The 17,239-nt window shown below is 64.8% G+C and carries 20 protein-coding genes and 1 other RNA gene; 16 read left to right on the plus strand and 5 right to left on the minus strand.

The annotated features are described in order from the left end of the window. The first annotated feature begins 135 nt into the window (after nt 1-135). The 15 genes from N7640_RS07800 to N7640_RS07870 all read left to right on the plus strand — a co-directional run bounded on the left by N7640_RS07800 (nt 136) and on the right by N7640_RS07870 (nt 8,720). Complete coding sequence (locus tag N7640_RS07800) at nt 136-303, plus strand: hypothetical protein (RefSeq protein WP_279903352.1); 168 nt, start codon at nt 136-138, stop codon at nt 301-303. Nucleotides 304-308: 5 nt separating this feature from the next. Continuing rightward, the gene (locus N7640_RS07805; protein WP_279903353.1) at nt 309-854 is read left to right on the plus strand and encodes a GNAT family N-acetyltransferase; all 546 of its coding nucleotides are present in this window, start codon (nt 309-311) and stop codon (nt 852-854) included. Between the two features lie 315 nt (nt 855-1,169). Continuing rightward, nucleotides 1,170-2,024 carry an antA/AntB antirepressor family protein gene (locus N7640_RS07810; protein ID WP_279903354.1) on the plus strand — a complete coding sequence of 285 codons (855 nt, stop codon included), beginning with the start codon at nt 1,170-1,172 and terminating at the stop codon, nt 2,022-2,024. Nucleotides 2,025-2,463: 439 nt separating this feature from the next. Further along, on the plus strand, nt 2,464-2,622 hold the full coding sequence (locus tag N7640_RS07815) for a hypothetical protein (protein ID WP_279903355.1): 159 nt from the start codon (nt 2,464-2,466) through the stop codon (nt 2,620-2,622). Further along, nucleotides 2,588-3,709 (plus strand): hypothetical protein, encoded by a 1,122-nt coding sequence (locus N7640_RS07820; RefSeq protein ID WP_279903356.1) that lies wholly within the window; start codon nt 2,588-2,590, stop codon nt 3,707-3,709. Before N7640_RS07815 ends, N7640_RS07820 begins: the two co-directional genes overlap by 35 nt. Before the next feature lie 2 nt (nt 3,710-3,711). Next, a complete protein-coding gene (locus tag N7640_RS07825; protein WP_279903357.1) occupies nt 3,712-4,374 on the plus strand; it encodes a hypothetical protein in 663 nt (220 codons plus the stop codon). A gap of 60 nt (nt 4,375-4,434) precedes the next feature. After that, complete coding sequence (locus N7640_RS07830) at nt 4,435-4,995, plus strand: hypothetical protein (protein WP_279903358.1); 561 nt, start codon at nt 4,435-4,437, stop codon at nt 4,993-4,995. Beyond that, nucleotides 4,988-5,188 carry a hypothetical protein gene (locus N7640_RS07835; protein WP_279903359.1) on the plus strand — a complete coding sequence of 67 codons (201 nt, stop codon included), beginning with the start codon at nt 4,988-4,990 and terminating at the stop codon, nt 5,186-5,188. Before N7640_RS07830 ends, N7640_RS07835 begins: the two co-directional genes overlap by 8 nt. Before the next feature lie 10 nt (nt 5,189-5,198). Next, nucleotides 5,199-5,765: a hypothetical protein gene (locus N7640_RS07840; protein WP_279903360.1), complete on the plus strand. Its 567-nt coding sequence runs from the start codon at nt 5,199-5,201 to the stop codon at nt 5,763-5,765. A gap of 4 nt (nt 5,766-5,769) precedes the next feature. Further along, nucleotides 5,770-6,510 carry a hypothetical protein gene (locus N7640_RS07845; RefSeq protein ID WP_279903361.1) on the plus strand — a complete coding sequence of 247 codons (741 nt, stop codon included), beginning with the start codon at nt 5,770-5,772 and terminating at the stop codon, nt 6,508-6,510. A gap of 3 nt (nt 6,511-6,513) precedes the next feature. Further along, nucleotides 6,514-7,005, plus strand: coding sequence for a hypothetical protein (locus tag N7640_RS07850; protein ID WP_279903362.1), 492 nt, complete (start codon nt 6,514-6,516; stop codon nt 7,003-7,005). Then, on the plus strand, nt 7,002-7,727 hold the full coding sequence (locus N7640_RS07855) for a hypothetical protein (RefSeq protein WP_279903363.1): 726 nt from the start codon (nt 7,002-7,004) through the stop codon (nt 7,725-7,727). The genes N7640_RS07850 and N7640_RS07855 overlap by 4 nt, the downstream gene beginning before the upstream one ends. Continuing rightward, on the plus strand, nt 7,610-8,041 hold the full coding sequence (locus tag N7640_RS07860) for a glycoside hydrolase family 104 protein (protein ID WP_279903364.1): 432 nt from the start codon (nt 7,610-7,612) through the stop codon (nt 8,039-8,041). The genes N7640_RS07855 and N7640_RS07860 overlap by 118 nt, the downstream gene beginning before the upstream one ends. Next, nucleotides 8,038-8,439 (plus strand): hypothetical protein, encoded by a 402-nt coding sequence (locus N7640_RS07865; RefSeq protein ID WP_279903366.1) that lies wholly within the window; start codon nt 8,038-8,040, stop codon nt 8,437-8,439. The genes N7640_RS07860 and N7640_RS07865 overlap by 4 nt, the downstream gene beginning before the upstream one ends. Beyond that, a complete protein-coding gene (locus N7640_RS07870) occupies nt 8,436-8,720 on the plus strand; it encodes a hypothetical protein (RefSeq protein ID WP_279903367.1) in 285 nt (94 codons plus the stop codon). Before N7640_RS07865 ends, N7640_RS07870 begins: the two co-directional genes overlap by 4 nt. 129 nt (nt 8,721-8,849) lie before the next feature. Here N7640_RS07870 and ssrA read toward each other — a convergent pair. Further along, nucleotides 8,850-9,206, minus strand: a transfer-messenger RNA (tmRNA) gene (gene ssrA / locus N7640_RS07875). Nucleotides 9,207-9,350: 144 nt separating this feature from the next. Between ssrA and N7640_RS07880 the strand changes: the two genes are divergently transcribed. Further along, nucleotides 9,351-12,263: an ATP-binding protein gene (locus N7640_RS07880; RefSeq protein ID WP_279903368.1), complete on the plus strand. Its 2,913-nt coding sequence runs from the start codon at nt 9,351-9,353 to the stop codon at nt 12,261-12,263. Here N7640_RS07880 and N7640_RS07885 read toward each other — a convergent pair whose 3' ends face one another. The 4 genes from N7640_RS07885 to lldD all read right to left on the minus strand — a co-directional run bounded on the left by N7640_RS07885 (nt 12,264) and on the right by lldD (nt 17,197). Then, nucleotides 12,264-12,509: a hypothetical protein gene (locus N7640_RS07885; protein ID WP_279903369.1), complete on the minus strand. Its 246-nt coding sequence runs from the start codon at nt 12,507-12,509 to the stop codon at nt 12,264-12,266. Nucleotides 12,510-12,595: 86 nt separating this feature from the next. Then, nucleotides 12,596-12,871 carry a hypothetical protein gene (locus N7640_RS07890; protein WP_220811125.1) on the minus strand — a complete coding sequence of 92 codons (276 nt, stop codon included), beginning with the start codon at nt 12,869-12,871 and terminating at the stop codon, nt 12,596-12,598. Nucleotides 12,872-13,075: 204 nt separating this feature from the next. Continuing rightward, a complete protein-coding gene (locus N7640_RS07895; protein WP_279903370.1) occupies nt 13,076-15,892 on the minus strand; it encodes an FAD-binding and (Fe-S)-binding domain-containing protein in 2,817 nt (938 codons plus the stop codon). Nucleotides 15,893-16,051: 159 nt separating this feature from the next. Beyond that, nucleotides 16,052-17,197 (minus strand): FMN-dependent L-lactate dehydrogenase LldD, encoded by a 1,146-nt coding sequence (gene lldD, locus N7640_RS07900; protein ID WP_279903371.1) that lies wholly within the window; start codon nt 17,195-17,197, stop codon nt 16,052-16,054. Nucleotides 17,198-17,239 lie beyond the last annotated feature (42 nt).

Consider the following 17,239-nt stretch of genomic DNA (forward strand, 5'->3'; position numbering starts at 1 on the left):
CATTTGACTTTTCAGATGTCCGGCGTTGTAAATGCGCCCGTGAACCCGCATGACTCGCAATGAGTCACAGAGATTAAGGGCTGTAGTCCCTCCCAAGCCGACGGCTTGGTATCAACCTGAATTATTGGAAAAGTTATGGCCGCTAAACCGATTATCGAATCCACTAAGCCGCTGTCTGTTGAAGAAAGCCGTGAGTTGGTGCGTATTGTCGGCGCTGTCCGCTTGACCGATTCCCGTCGCCATACGCTTACCGCCTATGCTGCCGCCGCTCAGGCCGCCTTTAAAAAACGTCAACAGTCCTAAGCAACGTGACGCTGGAGGAGTTCAGCCTCGCTAAGGTGGGCGAGGTTGATAAGGCGCTGCTGAAGCGGTTTACCTGCGCAGATCCGGAACTCGATAGTTTCTTGGTGGACGATGCTGCGCTCTACGATGAGTACGGTCTTACCGCCACGACGGTTGTGTTCAGGAATGGCGATGAGGTGCCAATCGCTTTTTTCAGCCTGTCGGCAGACTGCATCTCGCTCAATGGTGTTGAACTCACTGAGCTTGGCTTGCCTTTCGATGCGCCCATCAAATTCTTTCCGGCGGTGAAAATCACCAAGCTGGCTGTGCGTGATGGCGAGCAGTCAAAGGGCATCGGGGAGGAGCTCATCAAGTTCATCCAGGGCATGGTCTATACGGATCACGTGTCCGTACGACTGCTGACGGTAAACGCTGTTAACCGACCACGAACGCTCGCGTTCTACGAGCGAATTGGCTTCATTCAGAGCAATATCAACAGCACAAAGAAGCCTGGGAAAAAAGAGGAGGATCGATCAACCATCCTCTACTTCAAGGATCTTTACAGCGAATAGAGCCCGCATAAGCGCGGGCTCTGTCGTTTCGGGCCAAAGCCGGAATTACGGCTTTGCCAAAACTGTTGACGCAAGCTAGAGCCGGAATGCATGATTCCCCTGCTGCTGCAGCATGTAGCGGTAAATGGGTTTGGCGACCCGAAAGGTGAGGCGCACAGCGCCGCAAGGCGTTTTTTTGTGCCCGCGTTATGGCGGGCTGTGCGTGGGAGACAGAAATGTCTGCCGGGTTCCTTACCCCCGGTTCGCCAACCCGCGTACAGTTCGCCACCCCTTTTGGCGAGGAGGGGCGAACTCCAACAGGTAAGGAGTTCCACCATGCAAACTGCTCAAGCCCTGATCCCCGTTTTTACTGGCTCCATCAATGACGAACAGGCCCAGCTGGTCGACGCGCGTACGCTTCATCGCTTCCTCGGTATCGATACTGAATTTCGCAAGTGGGTCTCTCGACGCATCGAAGAGTACGGTTTTCAGGAGGGCGAGGACTTTCGGTCATTTTTGGGCGAAAGTTCTGGAGGTCGCAGAGGCCGCGAGTACCACGTCACTCTGGATATGGGTAAAGAGCTTGCGATGGTGGAGCGCAACGACAAAGGGCGCCAGGCTCGGCGCTACTTCATCGAGTGCGAGAAGCGCTTACAGCAGGTTGCGCCACAAGATGCCGATGATATTCGCGCAAGGTTCATAGGCGTCACTGAGCTGACCGCGCTCAAGGGCCTGATTCGCGACAAGGCGAAGGTGGTGCCGCTGGAGAAGCGCCGAGGTTTCCAGCAAACCATGTGCAACCGTTTGCACACCCGCTTCAACGTGCCGCGCATCGAACTGATACCGGCGCCGCAGTTTGAGGCGGCGTGCAACTTCGTGGCGGCCTATGCCATGGAGGGGGAGTGGCTACCGAAGGAGGAGCCGGCCGGCACCCTGCTCAGCGACTCGCAGTTGTACGACGTGTATCTCGTCTGCCACCACTTCGACTGTCTCCACGAGATATTCAAGCGGCACGACCTTTACACGCATCTGACCGGGCTTGGTTCCCGGGCGGGTATTGAAATGATCGATCACTTCAAGGATGGCTCGACGGGCACCTGGAAGCTCAAGAAGGAGTTCGGGTCAGAGTTCGACGCAGTGCAGCAGCGGCGGAAGCTCAACCAGTATTCGCCTCGGCACACCCCCCGATAAGCGCCTCGCGACCAAGCACCCAGCCCCGGCTGGGTTTTGGTGCTGGCTGGCCTACAGGGAAAACCGCTTTGCGATGTAGTCGAGGGCCTCCTGCTCTGCTGACCGTCGGCCAGTTGCGCGGATTGATAGCTTCTAAGTTGAGCGGTGATTTTGTTGGCGACCTCCTGTTTGAAGAAGTGCGCCTCGTAGAACTGCCAACCTTCACCAACCTTACAGCTAGCCGGTTGGATGAGCTACCGCCGAGCGCCTTGCGCCTGGTTGTTGAAGGCTGCAAAGAGGCCAACCCCGATTTTTTCGAGATGCTGGCTCGAGCGGCCAGCCCATCTCTGCCTTCCTGAGCGCTCTTGACGAGTCCATCGTCACGCTTACGCGCATTGGCCACCATCGGGTTCTCGACTACCCGTGGTCTCTCTTCATGCGAGCCATGAAAGGCTGAATCATGACCAACGACGTAGAAATCCGGCTGACAGCCGACCTGGACGAAGCTACCAAGGAGGTGGCCGGCTTCCGTAAGGAATACGCGGCCATGGTGCAGGCGGTGGAAAAACCACTGCGCCAGGTGGATGATCTACAGCCACACCGGCTATACGCCGATTGAAAAGGTGCTGACCGTATATGCGGAGGTCGAGTCAGTAAGCGGCGAGAGAGTTGTTCTTCAATACACGTCCGGCTTCAATCCTGCCAATGTCCCGTCGGATTGGGGGTATACCGATACGCGCATTACATTAATGATGCGGGGCGGATCGGGAGACAGAGCGCTCTATTTGCTGGAGCTGAAAAGAACTGGCGGTTATGAACGCGTCTGTATCTTCGAGGTGATACTTGAGCCGGAGAACAACAATATCAGCGTGATATATCACGCAACGTATCCGGGCATGTACCAGTTGCTATCGGCCATCCCCACCAGCGAGTCCTCCCCTACATACGTTATCTATTGGTACTCGTTCGGCGAGCCGGTGGTTATGCCGTATGGGACACCTCCGAGCAGTTCGGGGTGGACCGACTCGATGACGTACAGCGTCGGAAGTTACAGCTACAGCACCGATGAAGAGTGGGCGTTTTGGGCGTGGTACAAGGGCGACGCAACTACCGTCGAGCTTGTCAAACTCAGAGTTAGATATGAATTTGATAGAAGTTTCGGATCGGGACTTAACGTCAACAGTCATGACTATACCCTTGAGACACGAACTTTCAGCATACAGGGCCATGAAGTTCTGACGTATGTGAATGACACCGAGACGATATTTACCAGAGGCTGGCAAGAGCCGTCGTCGAAAGTTTCGATGAATGGCTCGCAGATTTATTCCAACTCTCCGGGCCGGAACCTCAACGGCCGCGACCCGGTGGTGCATCTGCAGCGGTACACCCCGACCGGGGCGCGCTTTATCGACTACGCCGGCGAGGGGCCGGTGGGGAGCGGCCCGCCCATCATCGCAATGAGCCTCAACGTCTCGTATCTCTCCAATGCCCTGGTCGCGATGTCGTACCGCGCCCAGCTGCCGGAGCAGCGGCGATTCCAGAGTGGCGCAGTCAGCCCCTCGGGGTTGCACGGCGGGGATCACGTCATACCGAACGCCAGCGCGCATACGCTGGACCAGCTCCGGTGCTGGAGTTCTGGTGCGTGGAACCCGGTCACCGGGGAAGTGCGCCGAGCTGACGTGAACTACCGATACAACTGGGTGTGAGCATGAGCATGTACAGATTCGAGAACTACTGGGAGCGCGAGATCACGCTCTCTGAATACGCCGAGACTGCCAGCCTCGACCTACCCGATGGCCGCTATCGGCTCGCGCTGCGTGACGATGGCCGCACCCGATATGAGATCGTGGAGGCCGTGGTCGAGAGCGGCAACGCGGCGCTGGGTCGCGGCTGCGAAGGTACGGATCAGCAAGAGTGGCCGGCCGGGAGCGTCATCTACCTGACCCTCACCGCCGAGCAGATTACGCACCTGGCGGGCCTGTCGATCCCAGGCTATCCGGGCGTGGACGGCGTGATCGCGCCAGCCTGTACGCTGTGCGTCAGTGAGCTAGACGGCAGCATTTGGCTGTGCGTCTGGTCCGACGGCGAGGCATCGGACTGGGTTGAGTTGCAGCCCAAGACCACCGTTGTCCCGATCAGCGGCGCGCTGGGTTTCAGCGAAGTGGGCAGCGGCGAGTGGCTGCTGGCCGACGGCGTAACCGTCGAGTTTGGTTTCCAAGACATCATCTATTCCAACGTCCCGCTCGCAGGGGTGCCGCGGGTGTATCAGTCCACTGGGTTTACCCACATCAGGACCGCGGAACTGGATAACGGCCGGATGGTGCTGATCGCCATCCCGCTCATTGCATACGAAGAGACCGTCGACCCTTAGCCCGTCCACCCACAAGACACAGGCCCGCCGCGTGCGGGCTTTTTCATGCCCGGAGATCCAATGGAACCCGCAGTCCAGAACCTCAAGATCAGACCCGGCACGACCTATCGCGACGTGGTGCGGCTGATGCAGCCAGTGTTCGCCTATCACCAGATCAGCAGCATCACCGGCGCCCCGGCCCGTCTCGTTGTGCCCGGCCACGGCCTGGCTGGTGACTGGCCTGTGTGGGTGCGTGCAGTCGCGGGGATGCAGGGCATCAACCGCGAGCCGCCGTCCCCGCCCCTCCGCGCCAAGTGGCTGGATGGCGACACATTGGAGATCAACGAGGCGTCAGCAACCGGCTACACGCCCCGCGGCGGCGAGCTGATGTACAAGCTGCCCGTCGACCTCGCCGGCGCCACGCCGATCATGGTGCTGACCGGCGCCGCGGTGATCACCCTCACGCCCGGCGACGGCCTGGCGCTGACGACGCCCGGCACGATCGTGCGCACGCTGACGCCCGAGCAGACCGCCGCCCTCGGGCCGGACTGGTCCTACACCTTCAACGTCACCTTCGCCGACGGCAGCGTCCTGCCGTTCTTCGAGGGCGGCCCCGATCGTGGGAGGTGCGGCTGTGGATAGCGAGCACGAGATCGAGGTGATCGGCGTCCTCGAAGACGCCCAGGTGATCGCCACCACGGTTGGTGAGCAAGGGCCGCCCGGCCGGAATGGCGTTGACGGCGCGACGATCAGCCCTGACCCCAGCAACCAGATCAGCAACCGCCCTGACGGGCTCTACGTTCCGCCCCCGCAGTGGGGCACCACCGATTGGTAAGGAGCCAGCCATGGCCGTGATTCAGTTCCACAAAGTCGCCGTCCTCCCGGGCGTGCTGCAGTCCAATGCTTTCTACTTCGTCGAGAACGGCAGCTACTGCGAGTCCTACGTGACCGACAGCGCCGGGGTGGCGCGTTCCATTGGCAACTCGGCGATGATCAATGCCTTGATCGAAGACGCCCTGGCGAACTGGTCAGGCGAGGCCAGCGCCTTGGATATTGTCGCCGACATTGCCGCGCGGGACGCCCTGACCGCCACCCTGGACCGGAACGCCATGATCTTGGTGATCGACGCAACCGGCGACCCCACCGTGAGCAGCGGTTCTGCGCTGTACGCCTACGCCGCCAACACCGACACCACGTACAAGCTGGCCGAGTACGAGAGCATGGACGTGGTGGTCCAGTGGTCCAGCATCGACGGCCGCCCCGCATCCAGCCCGGCGCAGATCGACACGGCCGTGAGCCAGGCCCACACCCACGCGAACAAGGCCACTCTCGACAAGTTCAGCGAGGCGGGCGGGCTGGTACGGTTCAGCGGCGCCCCAATCCCCGCCGATTGGGACACAGCGAACTGGTGACAGCATGCCGACCGTCAAGCACCACAAGCTGGTCGCCACGCTGCCCGCCGTGCTGGAAGCGAACTCCATCTACTTTGTCCGTGCCGCCGGCGGCGTCGACATCTACACCACGAACAGCACGGGAACGATCGTCGCCCACCGGCACAACCAGGGCGAGGCCCGGGTGTGGGAGGGTGCCGCAGACTACGACGCCATGAACGTGGAGGGCATCTGGATCGTTGACCAGGTTATGGCCAATGCCCCCGCCGCCTACGCTACGCCAGGCGCTATCGTAGAGGTGCGTAAGGTTGACGCTAACCGATTCGTGCAGAAGCTGGACGTTATCTACCACAACGCCCACCTGTCCCGTATGCGGCTGGACTGGGGCGCTGGCCACTTCTGGTCCGCTTGGGGCTATGCGCCTACGGTAAGTGACTGGACGACCATCACGTCGTACTTGCAGGGTTGGACCCCGCTTGCCGGGGCCAATAATCGTTTCCGCCTTACTGCCCAGTCCATGCAGATACAGCTCTACGCCAACATTGGGACCAGAACAGCGGGTACAGTGTTCTGGAGTGTGCCTCTCCTGTTTCGCCCGACGTACACACTGCCGTTCCAGGCCCGTGGTGACCTGACCGGCACTGCGGGCCAGTGGACTGGCAACCTCTCTGGCACCATTGAGCCCAATGGTGACGTGAAGATCGGCCCGGCGATTGGGAGTACAACCGCGCGCTTCGCTCTCGACATCATCTACCCGCTGGGATGACCCATGATCAAGTATCTGATTGACGAGGATGGCCTGTACCTCGGGAATGCCATCTATCCCGAGCCCGGCCAGCGGTGGGTCGCCACCGGCTGGGACGGCCCTGTCTATGACCCGGCGTACCAGGGCGGCGCGCTGAACGAGGAGACGGGCGAGGTCAGCGGCGGCGAGTGGATCAGCACCGGGGCGCCACCAGCCATCGCCGAGACGGAGGCCGAGCGGCTCACCGGCATCCTGAATGCTCATCTTGACGCGGTGGCTGGCGAGCGCCGCTACGACAGCCGGTTCACATGCGCGCTGCGTGCGGGGTTCGAGGGACCGTTCCAGGCCGAGGGCGCGGTGTTCGCTGCCTGGATGGACGCCTGCAATCTCACCGCGTACCAGATCATGGCCGAGTGCCGCGCCGGGCTGCGCCAGATCCCAACCGATGCCGAGCTGATTGCCGCATTGCCGGTGATCGCCTGGCCGCCCAGCCCCATCCCGGAGGGCGCCGTATGAGCACCGTCCAGCTCGCGCTGTACAAGGGCCAGGGGGACATCGGGAACGCGATGATCCGCTGGTGGACGCAATCGATCTACTCGCACACGGAACTGGTGGTCGACGGCTACTGCTACAGCAGTTCGGTCATGGACAAGGGAGTGCGGAAGAAGCGAGTAGGGCTGGGCGACGGCGAGATAAGCCTCGCCCCGGACAAGTGGGACCTGATCGATCTGCCCTGGGCTGATCCGGTGCGGATCGTCGAGTTCTTCCGTGCCACCGATCACTACCGATACGGCTGGCCGACGCTGCTGGCCAGTCAGGTCTTCAACCGGAACATGCAGATGCCTGAACTGGCGTTCTGCAGCGAGTGGGATGCGGCCGCGCTCGGCTTGCCGTGCCCCGCCAGCTACAACCCGGCCACGCTCGGCGCAGTGTGCGCCTGGCTGAACGAGCCCACGCTTGTTGCTGCTCTCTATGACCCAGGGCGCCGCCGCCATCGCCTGACCCCGCTACTGCCATTCCTGCCCGGCCTCTGCGCCGGGCTTTTCATTTCTGGAGTACACCTATGGCTCGAATCTCTGCTGCCCGAGCGGGCGGCACAAACGTGCTCGCCTTCCTCGATATGCTCGCCTGGGCCGAGGGCACCGACAACGGACGGCAACCCACCATGGACAGCGGCTACGACGTGCTTGTCGGCGGCGGCCTGTTCCGCAGTTACGCCGATCACCCGCGCCAGCTGATCGACCTGAAGCGCCTGGGTATCAAGTCCACGGCGGCCGGCCGTTACCAGCTGCTGGCCCGCTACTGGGATGCGTACCGCAAGAGCTTGGGCCTGGCCGGCGGCTTCACCCCCGAGAACCAGGACCTTATCGCACTGCAGCAGATCCGGGAGCGCGGCGCGCTGGCCGACATCCAGGCCGGCAGGATCGCCGCGGCCATCCACAAGGTGCGGAAGATATGGGCCAGCCTGCCTGGCGCCGGGTACGGCCAGCACGAGCAGAAGCTGGACGACCTGCTCGCGCACTACGTCGCCGCCGGCGGGAGGCTTGCATGACCGCGCTGCTGAAACTCCTGCCGGGCTGGGCGTGGGTCGCCGCTGCCGGCCTGGTGCTGACCGGCATAGTCGGCGCGGGTCAGCAGGTGCGCGTCGTCGGCCTGCAGGGCGAACTTGCTGATCTGCGCAAGGTGCAGCTCGAGGATGCGGGCAAGCTGGCCGCGTGCCGGGAGACCCGCGCCAACCTGCTGGTGCTGGTGGGCGAGCAGAACCAGGCGCTCGCGGGCCTTCGGGCCGCCGATCAGGAACGGGCGCAGCGCGCGCAGGCGGCCCAGCAGCAGGCCCGCCAGCACGCCGAGCAGGACTATCACGCCGCCAATCGCTTGATGCAGGAGCGGACTGGCGGCGATGCCTGCGCCGCGGCCGAGGCGGTGATCAATCAGGAGCTGGGGCTATGACCAGAATGACCGGCTTTACACCATGTGTAATGGCGGCGGCTCTGCTGCTGGCCGGCTGCGCTAGCCAACCTCCCGTCGACCCGGAGCCCAAGCTGGTCCGGGTGGAGGTTCCGGTGCTGGTGCTGTGCCGGACCGCGGAGACTCCGGTACCGGCCTGGGCATCCGATGGCCTCAAGGCGTCCGACACGCTGGAGGTCAAGGTGCGCGCCCTGCTGGCTGAGCGCCGTCAGCGCATCGGCTATGAGCGTGAGCTGGTGGCGGCGAACGACGCCTGCAGGTGAGGGTGCGGCCCACCTGGCCGGCAGGCTCAATGCTGTCATTAAGCTGGCATAACCCAGCCAAAACAGCCCCATCAGGCACAAAAAAGGCACTTTCTCGAAACGCTAAGTGCCTGATTTTTAACGCTTATTTGGTGGAGCCGGGGGGATTTGAACCCCCGTCCGCCAGCTCTCCGCTATCGGTTCTACATGCTTAGCCATCTCTACTGAGTTAACTCCGCGCGGCCCGAGTGGCAGGGCGCTTGGAGCGAGCTGCATGAGTTTTAGCCGTTACACCTGCAGCGAGCTTGGCGGCGATCCTGTTCTATCTGACTGACCAAATCTTCGGGTTTACAGGCATCCCCTAGGGTCAGCTGGCGCCCTTAGGCGGCCAGAGCGTAGTTGTCGTCGTTGGCAACTATGAAGTTGTGGCAGCGGATTTACGAGAACTGTCACCTACTCGGCATGCCCCTCAAGTTTTGCTACCGGCGTCGAATCCTAATCGGCCCCAGAACGGGTCTTGCGAGGTTGGACGTGCAGTGTACGGCAAAGGTTCATCAGCGTCGACCACCGGCTGCCGCTACAATGCCCGACCGGCACCGTCGCTCGTCGAGCCCGTGCCATCCACATCTGAGCAGATTTAGAGGACGACGGATGCCGACCGCACCGCTCAAGCCCTTGCGCCGCTGGATCTGGCGGGCCTTCCTGCAGAGTTCGCTGATTCCGCTGGTGCTGGTGGAGTCGGTGCTGATCGGCGTCTATCTCTACACCAACGAATCCATCCGCGAGTCCCAGGTCGGCTATCTGCAGACCAGCGCCCTGCAGGACCTGGGCAGCGCCGTGCGCCGGGAAGGGCAGGTTATCGACGGCCGCCTGCGTGCCATCGAGACCCAGGTGGGCATCTACCGGGATGCCGTGGCCGAGGCGCTGGGTGACCAGCGCTACGAGCCCGATGAACTGGAACGTCGGCGCCATACCAGTACGCCGGAGGGGGTGTTCTACAGCCGCAGCGACGACGGTCGCGCCGCCTCCTTCTATTCCGCCAGGACCGCCGGCCAGGATCGCGAGAAGGCCCTGCGCCTGTCGCGGGTGGATTCGCTGATGCGTTCGATCCGCCAGGCGGACCCGCTGGTGGCGGCGGTCTACTTCAACAGCTGGGACAGCTACAACCGCATCTATCCCTACTTCGACGTGCTGCAGCAGTATCCGCACGACATGGACATCCCGAAGTACAACTTCTATTACCTGGCCGACGCCACACACAACCCCGAGCGGCGCCCGGTATGGACCGAGGTCTACCTCGACCCGGCGGGCCAGGGCTGGATGATGTCCGCCATCGCCCCGGTCTATCGCGGCGACTTCCTCGAGGGCGTCGCCGGCCTGGACGTGACGGTGGGCCAGATGCTCGCCGAGATCGGCAACCTGCAGGTGCCCTGGCAAGGGTATGCGCTGCTGGTCGGGCGCGACAACGCGATCATGGCGCTGCCCGCCGCGGGCGAGAAGGATTTCGGCCTACGCGAACTGACCAGCTATTCCTACGCCGAGGCCGTCAGCCGCGAGGTGCTCAAACCCGCCGACTTCAAGCTGGACCGACAGGAAGGGCTGCGGCCGCTGCTCGACATCATGGCCACCCGGCCCCATGGCGTCGTCGAGGTGCAGCTGGGCGGGCGCGGCCAGCTGATGGCCTGGAGTGAGATTCCACAGACCGGCTGGCGCCTGATGCTGGTGGTGGACGAGGCGAACATCTTCAGCGAGACCAACCGCCTGGCCGAGCAGTACCAGATCATCGGCTACCTGCTGATCGCCGGCCTGGTATTCTTCTACCTGTTGTTTGGCACCTGGATGTGGCTGCGCTCGCGGCGCCTGAGCGACGAGCTGGCCCAGCCCATCACCGGTATCGTCGGCATGATGCGCAGTTTGGCGGTGGGCGACTACAAGCCGGCGGCGCCGCCGACGGTGATCGCCGAAATGGCCGAGATGGCGGTGGAAGTGGAGCAGACCGGCCGCCAGTTGCAGGCCAGTGACGAGAGCCGCCGGCATGCCCAGCGCACCCTGGAGCTGGTGCTGGAGAGCACCACCGAGAGCCTCTGGGAGGTCGATGCGGCCAGTCTCAGCATCCGCATCAGCGACCGCTTCGTGCGTCGCTTCGGATTGCCCACCGACTGCATGCCCTTCGCCGAATTCAACCTGCGCGTCCACCCTGACGACCTGCCCCGGGTGCGCCACCTGAGGCTGAGCATGGCCGACGAGGGGGCAGTGGATTTCTTCGAGGCCGAATACCGCTATGCCGATGCTCAGGGCCGCTACACTTGGCTACTGAGCCGCGGCAAGGTGATCGAGCGCGACGCCGAGGGCCGCGCGATGCGGGCGGCGGGTACGCATGTCGACATTACCCGGCTCAAGCAGGTGCAGGACGAGCTGCGTCGCACCAGCCTGGAGGCCCAGGCGGCCAGCCAGGCCAAGAGCCGCTTCCTGTCCAGCATGAGCCATGAGCTGCGCACGCCGCTCAACGCCATCCACGGTTTCGCCCAACTGATCGAGCTGGAGGCCCAGGACCGGCCCGAGCGCAACCAGGAGGTTGAGTATGCGCGGGAGATCGTCCTCGCCAGCCGTCACCTGACCTCGCTGGTGGACGACATCCTCGACCTGTCCAGCATCGAGAGCCGCCAGCAGCAACTGCAGCTGCAGCCGGTGGATATCGGGCCGCTGCTGCGCGGCTGCGCGGAGCTGATCCAGCCGGAGGTGCAGCAACGCCGCCTGCAGCTGCAGGTGCAGGCCGAGGCGAACCCGCCGCTGTTCGTCATGGCCGATCCGCGGCGCCTGCGCCAGGTGCTGCTCAACCTGCTGTCCAACGCGATCAAGTACAACAGCCCGCAGGGCCTGATCCGGCTGGGCTACGAGGTGCGCTCCGGCGGGGTGCGGCTGTGGGTCGACGACAGCGGTTCGGGGCTCGATGCCGAGCAGCAGTCGCAATTGTTCCAGCCGTTCCAGCGCCTGGGGCGGGAGAACTCCAGCATTCCCGGCACCGGTATCGGCCTGGTGCTGTGCCGCGAGCTGGCCGAGCTGATGGGCGGCGAGATGGGCGTCACCAGCGAGGCGGGCATGGGCAGCCGTTTCTGGATCGAGTTGCCCAGCGCAGCCGAACCGCCGGTCGAAGGAGGCAGTGAAAGCACTACGGAGCCGCCGCCGTCGCGGCCCCTGGCTAGGCTGCTCTGTGTCGAGGACCATCCGGCCTGCATGAAGGTGCTGCAGGAGGGGCTGCGGGAAATGGCCGTGGTCGACGGGGCGGGCTCGGTGCGCCGCGCGTTGCTGCTGCTGGCCGAGCAGACCCCGGCGCTGGTGCTGCTGGACCTGGACCTGCCGGACGGCAATGGCCTGGAGGTACTGGCCCACATGCGCGGCGATCCGCGCCTGGTCGATGTGCCGGTGCTGGTGGTGAGCGCGGCGGTCGACGAGGAGCTGCTGGCGGAAGCCCGCGCCAAGGGCGCTCAGGCCTGCCTGCTCAAGCCCGTCGATCTCCAGCAGTTGCGCCAACTGGTGCTGTCGCTGCTCGGCCGGCAGGCCTGACTACTCGCTGGCCTGCAGAAGGTTGAGCGCCTGCTCCAGCACCTTCACCGACTCCTCGTGGTTGCCGGCCTTGTGCAGTTCCTCGCCCTCGGCGCGCAGGCGTTGCACTTCCGCCAGCACCTCGGGGTCGGCGGGCGGTTCGGTCTTGAGCAGTTGATCGATCCTGGCCATTTCCTGGGGGCAGTGCATGGCATGGAGCGGGGTGCTCAGCAGCAGGGCGGCGAGCAGGATGGCGGTGCGGCGCATGATCGACCTCCGGGGATGGTGGAGGCCTGAGTATAGGCGGGGTTGGAACGGGTAACGGCGGAGCCCGGAGGCCCCGCCGGCGCACATCAGTTGGCGCCGCCGCCTTCGCCGCCCGAGTCGGCCTTCTGCAGCAGCATCAGCGCCTGGTCGGCATTGGAGGCGCAGTCTTCGGTCCTGCCGGCGGCCTGGTCGTCCTTGGCCTTCTTGTGCAGGTCTTCGACCTGGGTTTTCAGCGGATCGGTCAGGGTCGCCTTGGTGGTGACGGCGTCATCCAGCTTCTGCAGGTTGACGGTGCACAGGTCGTTGGCGAACACCGGCGCGGCCATCAGGGCGCAGGAAAAGAGCAGGGCAGTACGTTTCATTGAGGTGGTCCTCTTCCGTCCTATCGGGGCCCGGTGGCTCGCTCGCGGTTGGGCGAAGCGGGCGGTCCGGTCGCGACGAGCGCCCTGTCGGGGCGGCGCTCGGCGAGCCAGTGCATCCGGGATGGCAAGGGGCCCGTTGTCCCAGGCCCTGATCGATGGACTTTTGCCGTCGCGCCGGGGTTCACCTTTTCTTGCGACCGGGCCTCAGTGCGCGGAGGCACGGGGGCGGGTGACGCGATCCACCAGGTAGACCAGCCCGTGGTAGTCGATGCCGCTGTGGGTGGACAGGCCGATCTCGCAGGTGCGGCTGGTGGAGATGCCTTCCTCGCAGATCTGCACCGCGTCCTTCAGCGAGCGTAGCGAGTGGGCGTTCAGTTCCGGTGTGGTGAAGCCCTTGTCGCCGGCGAAGCCACAGCAGTGGATACCCTCGGGGATCACCACTTCCCTGGCGCAACGCCTGGCGATATCGATCAGTCCCTGGGCCTCGCCCAGGTGCTGGGTGGAGCAGGTCACGTGCACCGCCACCGGCTTGTCCTGCGGAGTGAATTCCAGGCGCTCGAACAGATGCTCGCGAATGAACTTCACCGGGTCGTGCAGTTGCAGTCGTGGGTCGAGGCCGTCCTGGACCAGGCGCAGGGTGCAGGGGCTGGTGTCGCAGTAGATCGGGTCGAGGCCGCCGCGGCTGGCCTTGAGCAGCGCATCGACCAGCTCCTGCTTCTTGCGCTCGGCCTGCTCCGGGTAGCCCTTGGAGGCGAACGGCTGGCCGCAGCAGAGGTTGTCCGAGTCCTCGGGGAACACCACCTGGAAGCCGGCCTTTTCCAGCAGGCGGCGGGTCTTGTCGATCAGCGGCGTCTGCTCGGCGTCGGCGAAGGCCGGGCCCATGGCGCGCGAGATGCAGGCGGCGAGGTAGACCACCCGTGGCCGCGCATCGTCGCTGAACGCCGGCAGATCGAGGTTGCGCACCGGCTGCGGCATGGCCGGCGTCCACTGCGGCACGCGGCCGGCGCTGGCCTTGTGCAGCAGGGCCGAGGTTTTGCCCAGCAGCGGCGCGCCCATCAGCATGCGCGCGCCGTTGGCCACATGCAGGAGCACGCGTGCGCCCTGCAGGGTGCGGTGGAAGTGCGCGGCCAGCCAGTCGGCGCTGTGTCCGTGTTCGGCATCGCGGGCGCGCAGCTTGCGTACCAGGTCGCCGGTGTTGATGCCCACCGGGCAGCGCTGCGAGCACAGGCCGGTGGCGGCGCAGGTGTCCACGCCCTGGTAGTGGTAGGCGGCTTCCAGTTCCGTGGTGTCGATGCCCGCACGTTTCCTGGCCTGGATATCGCGCCAGATGACGATGCGCTGGCGCGGGGTCAGGGTCAGCCCCTTGGATGGGCAGACCGGCTCGCAGAAGCCGCACTCGATGCACTTGTCGACGATCTCGTCGGCGGCCGGCAGCGGCTTGAGGTTCTTCAGATGGATCTGCGGGTCCTGCGACAGCACCACGTCCGGGTTGAGGATGCCCAGCGGGTCGAACAGGCGCTTGATGGTCCACATCAGCTGGTAGGCCTCGCTGCCCCATTCCAGCTCGACGAAGGGCGCCATGTTGCGCCCGGTGCCGTGCTCGGCCTTGAGCGCGCCACCGAACTCCACCGCCACCAGCTGCGCCACGTCCTGCATGAAGGCTTCGTAGCGGGCCTTCTGCTCCTCCGTGTCGAAGCTCTGGGTGAAGACGAAGTGCAGATTGCCCTCCAGGGCGTGGCCGAACAGGATGGCCTCATCGTAACGGTGCTTCTCCAGCAGTTCGATCAGGCGGTTGACGCCCTCGGCCAGGCGCTCCACCGGGAAGGTTACGTCCTCGATGATCACCGTAGTGCCGGTCTGGCGTACGGCGCCGACGGCGGGAAAGGTCTCCTTGCGGATCTTCCACAGCTGGTTGTAGACGATCGGGTCCTCGCTGAAGTCGACCTGCTTCTCCACCGGGAAGTGGGCGATGGAGGCCATGATCTGGCCGATCTGTTCGTGCAGCAGCGACTGACTGGCGGCGCGCGACTCGATCAGCAGGGCACAGGCGCCGCCCGACAAGCTCTGCACCCATTCGGGCATGCCCTTCATGTTCTCCACCGAGCGCAGGCTGCGGCGGTCGAGCAGTTCCACGGCGGACACCGGCTGGCGCTTGAGCAGCGGCACGGCCTGGCAGCAGCTCTCCACGTCGGGGAAGACGATCAGCGCGCTGGCCTTGTGCGGGTGCTCCGGCACGGTGTCGTAGGTCACCGCGCTGATGAAGCCGAGGGTGCCCTCGGAACCGACCATCAGGTGGTTGAGGATGTCGAGCGGCTCGTCGAAGTCGACCAGCGCGTTGAGCGAGAAGCCGGTGGTGTTCTTCAGCCGGTACTTGTGGCGGATCTTGTCGGCCAGCACGGAGTTGGCGCGGGTCTGCCGTCCCAGCTCGGCCAGGGTGTCGAGCAGCTCGCCGTGGCGGACGCGGAAGGCTGCGACGCTGGCGGCGTCCTCGCTGTCCAGCACGCTGCCGTCGGCCAGCACCACGCGCAGGCCGGCGAGGGTCTTGTAGGTGTTCTGCGCCGTACCGCAGCACATGCCGCTGGAATTGTTGGCGACGATGCCACCGATCTTGGCCGCGTTGATCGAGGCCGGGTCGGGGCCGATCTTGCGGCCCAGCGGTGCCAGCCAGGCATTGGCCTGGGCACCGATCACGCCGGGCTGCAGGCGGATCTGTGCGCCATCGGCGCGGATGTCTTTGTGATTCCAGTTGTCGCCGAGGACGATCAGTACCGAGTCGCTGATGGCCTGGCCGGAGAGGCTGGTGCCGGCGGCGCGGAAGGTCACCGGCACGCGCTGGGCGCTGGCCAGCTCGAGCAGGCGCACCACCTCGGCCTCGGACTCGACCCGTACCACCAGCTTGGGAATCAGCCGGTAGAAGCTGGCGTCGGTGCCGAAGGCCAGGGTCGACAACGGGTCGTCGAACAGGCGCTCGCGCGGGATCAGGCGGTGAACTTCGGCGAGGAAGGCGGCGGGCAGGCTCATGCGTGCTCCATTGACGATCACGGTAGGTGCGGGCCGCTTGTGGCGGCCCTGCTTGTTATTGTCGACTACGCCGGACGGGCTTGCCCGCCTGGCTGCGCTGCGGCGCGGGTGTGCGCCGGCAGCGTTTCCGCGCCCGGGTAGGGCGTGGAAGGCTGGGCGTCAGACGCCCAGTTCACGCACCAGCGAGTCGCGGCTGATGTCAGCGATCGACTTGGCGCCGGTCAGGACCATGGCCACGCGCATCTCCTTCTCGAACAGGTCGAGCAGGTTGCTCACGCCGGCACCACCGGCGGCGGCCAGGGCGTAGACGAAGGCGCGGCCGAGCATCACGCCGTCGGCACCGAGGGCGATCATGCGCACCACGTCGAGGCCGGTGCGGATGCCGGAGTCGGCGAGAATCTTCAATTCGCCCTTCACCGCGTCGGCGATGGCCGGCAGGGCACGGGCGCTGGACAGCACGCCGTCGAGCTGGCGGCCGCCGTGGTTGGACACGACGATGCCGTCGGCGCCGAATTTCACCGCGTCGCGGGCGTCTTCCGGATCGAGGATGCCCTTGATCACCATCGGGCCTTCCCAGAACTCGCGAATCCACTCCAGGTCCTTCCAGGAGATCGATGGATCGAAATTGGCCCCCAGCCAGCCGATGTAGTCGGCCAGGCCGGTGGGATTGCCACGGTAGGTGGAGATGTTGCCGAGGTCGTGCGGCTTGCCCAGCAGACCCACGTCCCAGGCCCAGGCCGGGTGGGTGACGGCCTGCAGCATGCGCCGCAGCGGCGCGTTGGGGCCGCTCATGCCGGAGTGGGCATCGCGGTAGCGGGCGCCGGGGGTGGGCATGTCGACGGTGAACACCAGGGTGGTGACGCCAGCGGCCTTGGCCCGCTCCAGGGCGTTGCGCATGAAGCCGCGGTCCTTCAGCACGTAGAGCTGGAACCACATGGGCCGGTCGATGGCCGGCGCCACTTCCTCGATCGGGCAGACCGAGACGGTGGACAGGGTGAAGGGGATGCCCTTGGCCGCCGCCGCCTTGGCCGCCTGCACCTCGCCGCGGCGGGCGTACATGCCGGTCAGGCCGACCGGGGCCAGGGCCACCGGCATGGCCAGCTTCTCGCCGAACAGCTCGGTTTCCAGGCTCAGCTCGGACATGTTCTTCAGCACGCGCTGGCGCAGGGCGATGCCGGCCAGGTCCTCGACGTTGCGCCGCATCGTGTACTCGGCGTAGGCGCCGCCGTCGATGTAGTGGAACAGGAACGGCGGCAGCTTGCGCTGGGCGGCGGCACGGTAGTCGGTGGAGGCTGAAATGATCATGGGCGTCTCATCGTGGTGTGCTTGTCGGTGTGCGGCGGTTCG

The organism is Pseudomonas sp. GD04015, assembly GCF_029837675.1.
GTDB classification, from domain to species: Bacteria; Pseudomonadota; Gammaproteobacteria; order Pseudomonadales; family Pseudomonadaceae; genus Aquipseudomonas; species Aquipseudomonas paralcaligenes.

Excerpts from the sequence above, each read along its gene's own strand:
- N7640_RS07800 (WP_279903352.1), top strand. The coding sequence starts at position 136 with ATGGCCGCTAAACCGATTATCGAATCCACTAAGCCGCTGTCTGTTGAA.
- N7640_RS07810 (WP_279903354.1), top strand. The coding sequence starts at position 1,170 with ATGCAAACTGCTCAAGCCCTGATCCCCGTTTTTACTGGCTCCATCAAT.
- N7640_RS07815 (WP_279903355.1), top strand. The coding sequence starts at position 2,464 with ATGACCAACGACGTAGAAATCCGGCTGACAGCCGACCTGGACGAAGCT.
- N7640_RS07820 (WP_279903356.1), top strand. The coding sequence starts at position 2,588 with ATGATCTACAGCCACACCGGCTATACGCCGATTGAAAAGGTGCTGACC.
- N7640_RS07825 (WP_279903357.1), top strand. The coding sequence starts at position 3,712 with ATGAGCATGTACAGATTCGAGAACTACTGGGAGCGCGAGATCACGCTC.
- N7640_RS07830 (WP_279903358.1), top strand. The coding sequence starts at position 4,435 with ATGGAACCCGCAGTCCAGAACCTCAAGATCAGACCCGGCACGACCTAT.
- N7640_RS07840 (WP_279903360.1), top strand. The coding sequence starts at position 5,199 with ATGGCCGTGATTCAGTTCCACAAAGTCGCCGTCCTCCCGGGCGTGCTG.
- N7640_RS07845 (WP_279903361.1), top strand. The coding sequence starts at position 5,770 with ATGCCGACCGTCAAGCACCACAAGCTGGTCGCCACGCTGCCCGCCGTG.
- N7640_RS07850 (WP_279903362.1), top strand. The coding sequence starts at position 6,514 with ATGATCAAGTATCTGATTGACGAGGATGGCCTGTACCTCGGGAATGCC.
- N7640_RS07855 (WP_279903363.1), top strand. The coding sequence starts at position 7,002 with ATGAGCACCGTCCAGCTCGCGCTGTACAAGGGCCAGGGGGACATCGGG.
- N7640_RS07860 (WP_279903364.1), top strand. The coding sequence starts at position 7,610 with ATGCTCGCCTGGGCCGAGGGCACCGACAACGGACGGCAACCCACCATG.
- N7640_RS07865 (WP_279903366.1), top strand. The coding sequence starts at position 8,038 with ATGACCGCGCTGCTGAAACTCCTGCCGGGCTGGGCGTGGGTCGCCGCT.
- N7640_RS07870 (WP_279903367.1), top strand. The coding sequence starts at position 8,436 with ATGACCAGAATGACCGGCTTTACACCATGTGTAATGGCGGCGGCTCTG.
- N7640_RS07880 (WP_279903368.1), top strand. The coding sequence starts at position 9,351 with ATGCCGACCGCACCGCTCAAGCCCTTGCGCCGCTGGATCTGGCGGGCC.
- N7640_RS07885 (WP_279903369.1), bottom strand. The coding sequence starts at position 12,509 with ATGCGCCGCACCGCCATCCTGCTCGCCGCCCTGCTGCTGAGCACCCCG.
- N7640_RS07890 (WP_220811125.1), bottom strand. The coding sequence starts at position 12,871 with ATGAAACGTACTGCCCTGCTCTTTTCCTGCGCCCTGATGGCCGCGCCG.
- N7640_RS07895 (WP_279903370.1), bottom strand. The coding sequence starts at position 15,892 with ATGAGCCTGCCCGCCGCCTTCCTCGCCGAAGTTCACCGCCTGATCCCG.
- lldD (WP_279903371.1), bottom strand. The coding sequence starts at position 17,197 with ATGATCATTTCAGCCTCCACCGACTACCGTGCCGCCGCCCAGCGCAAG.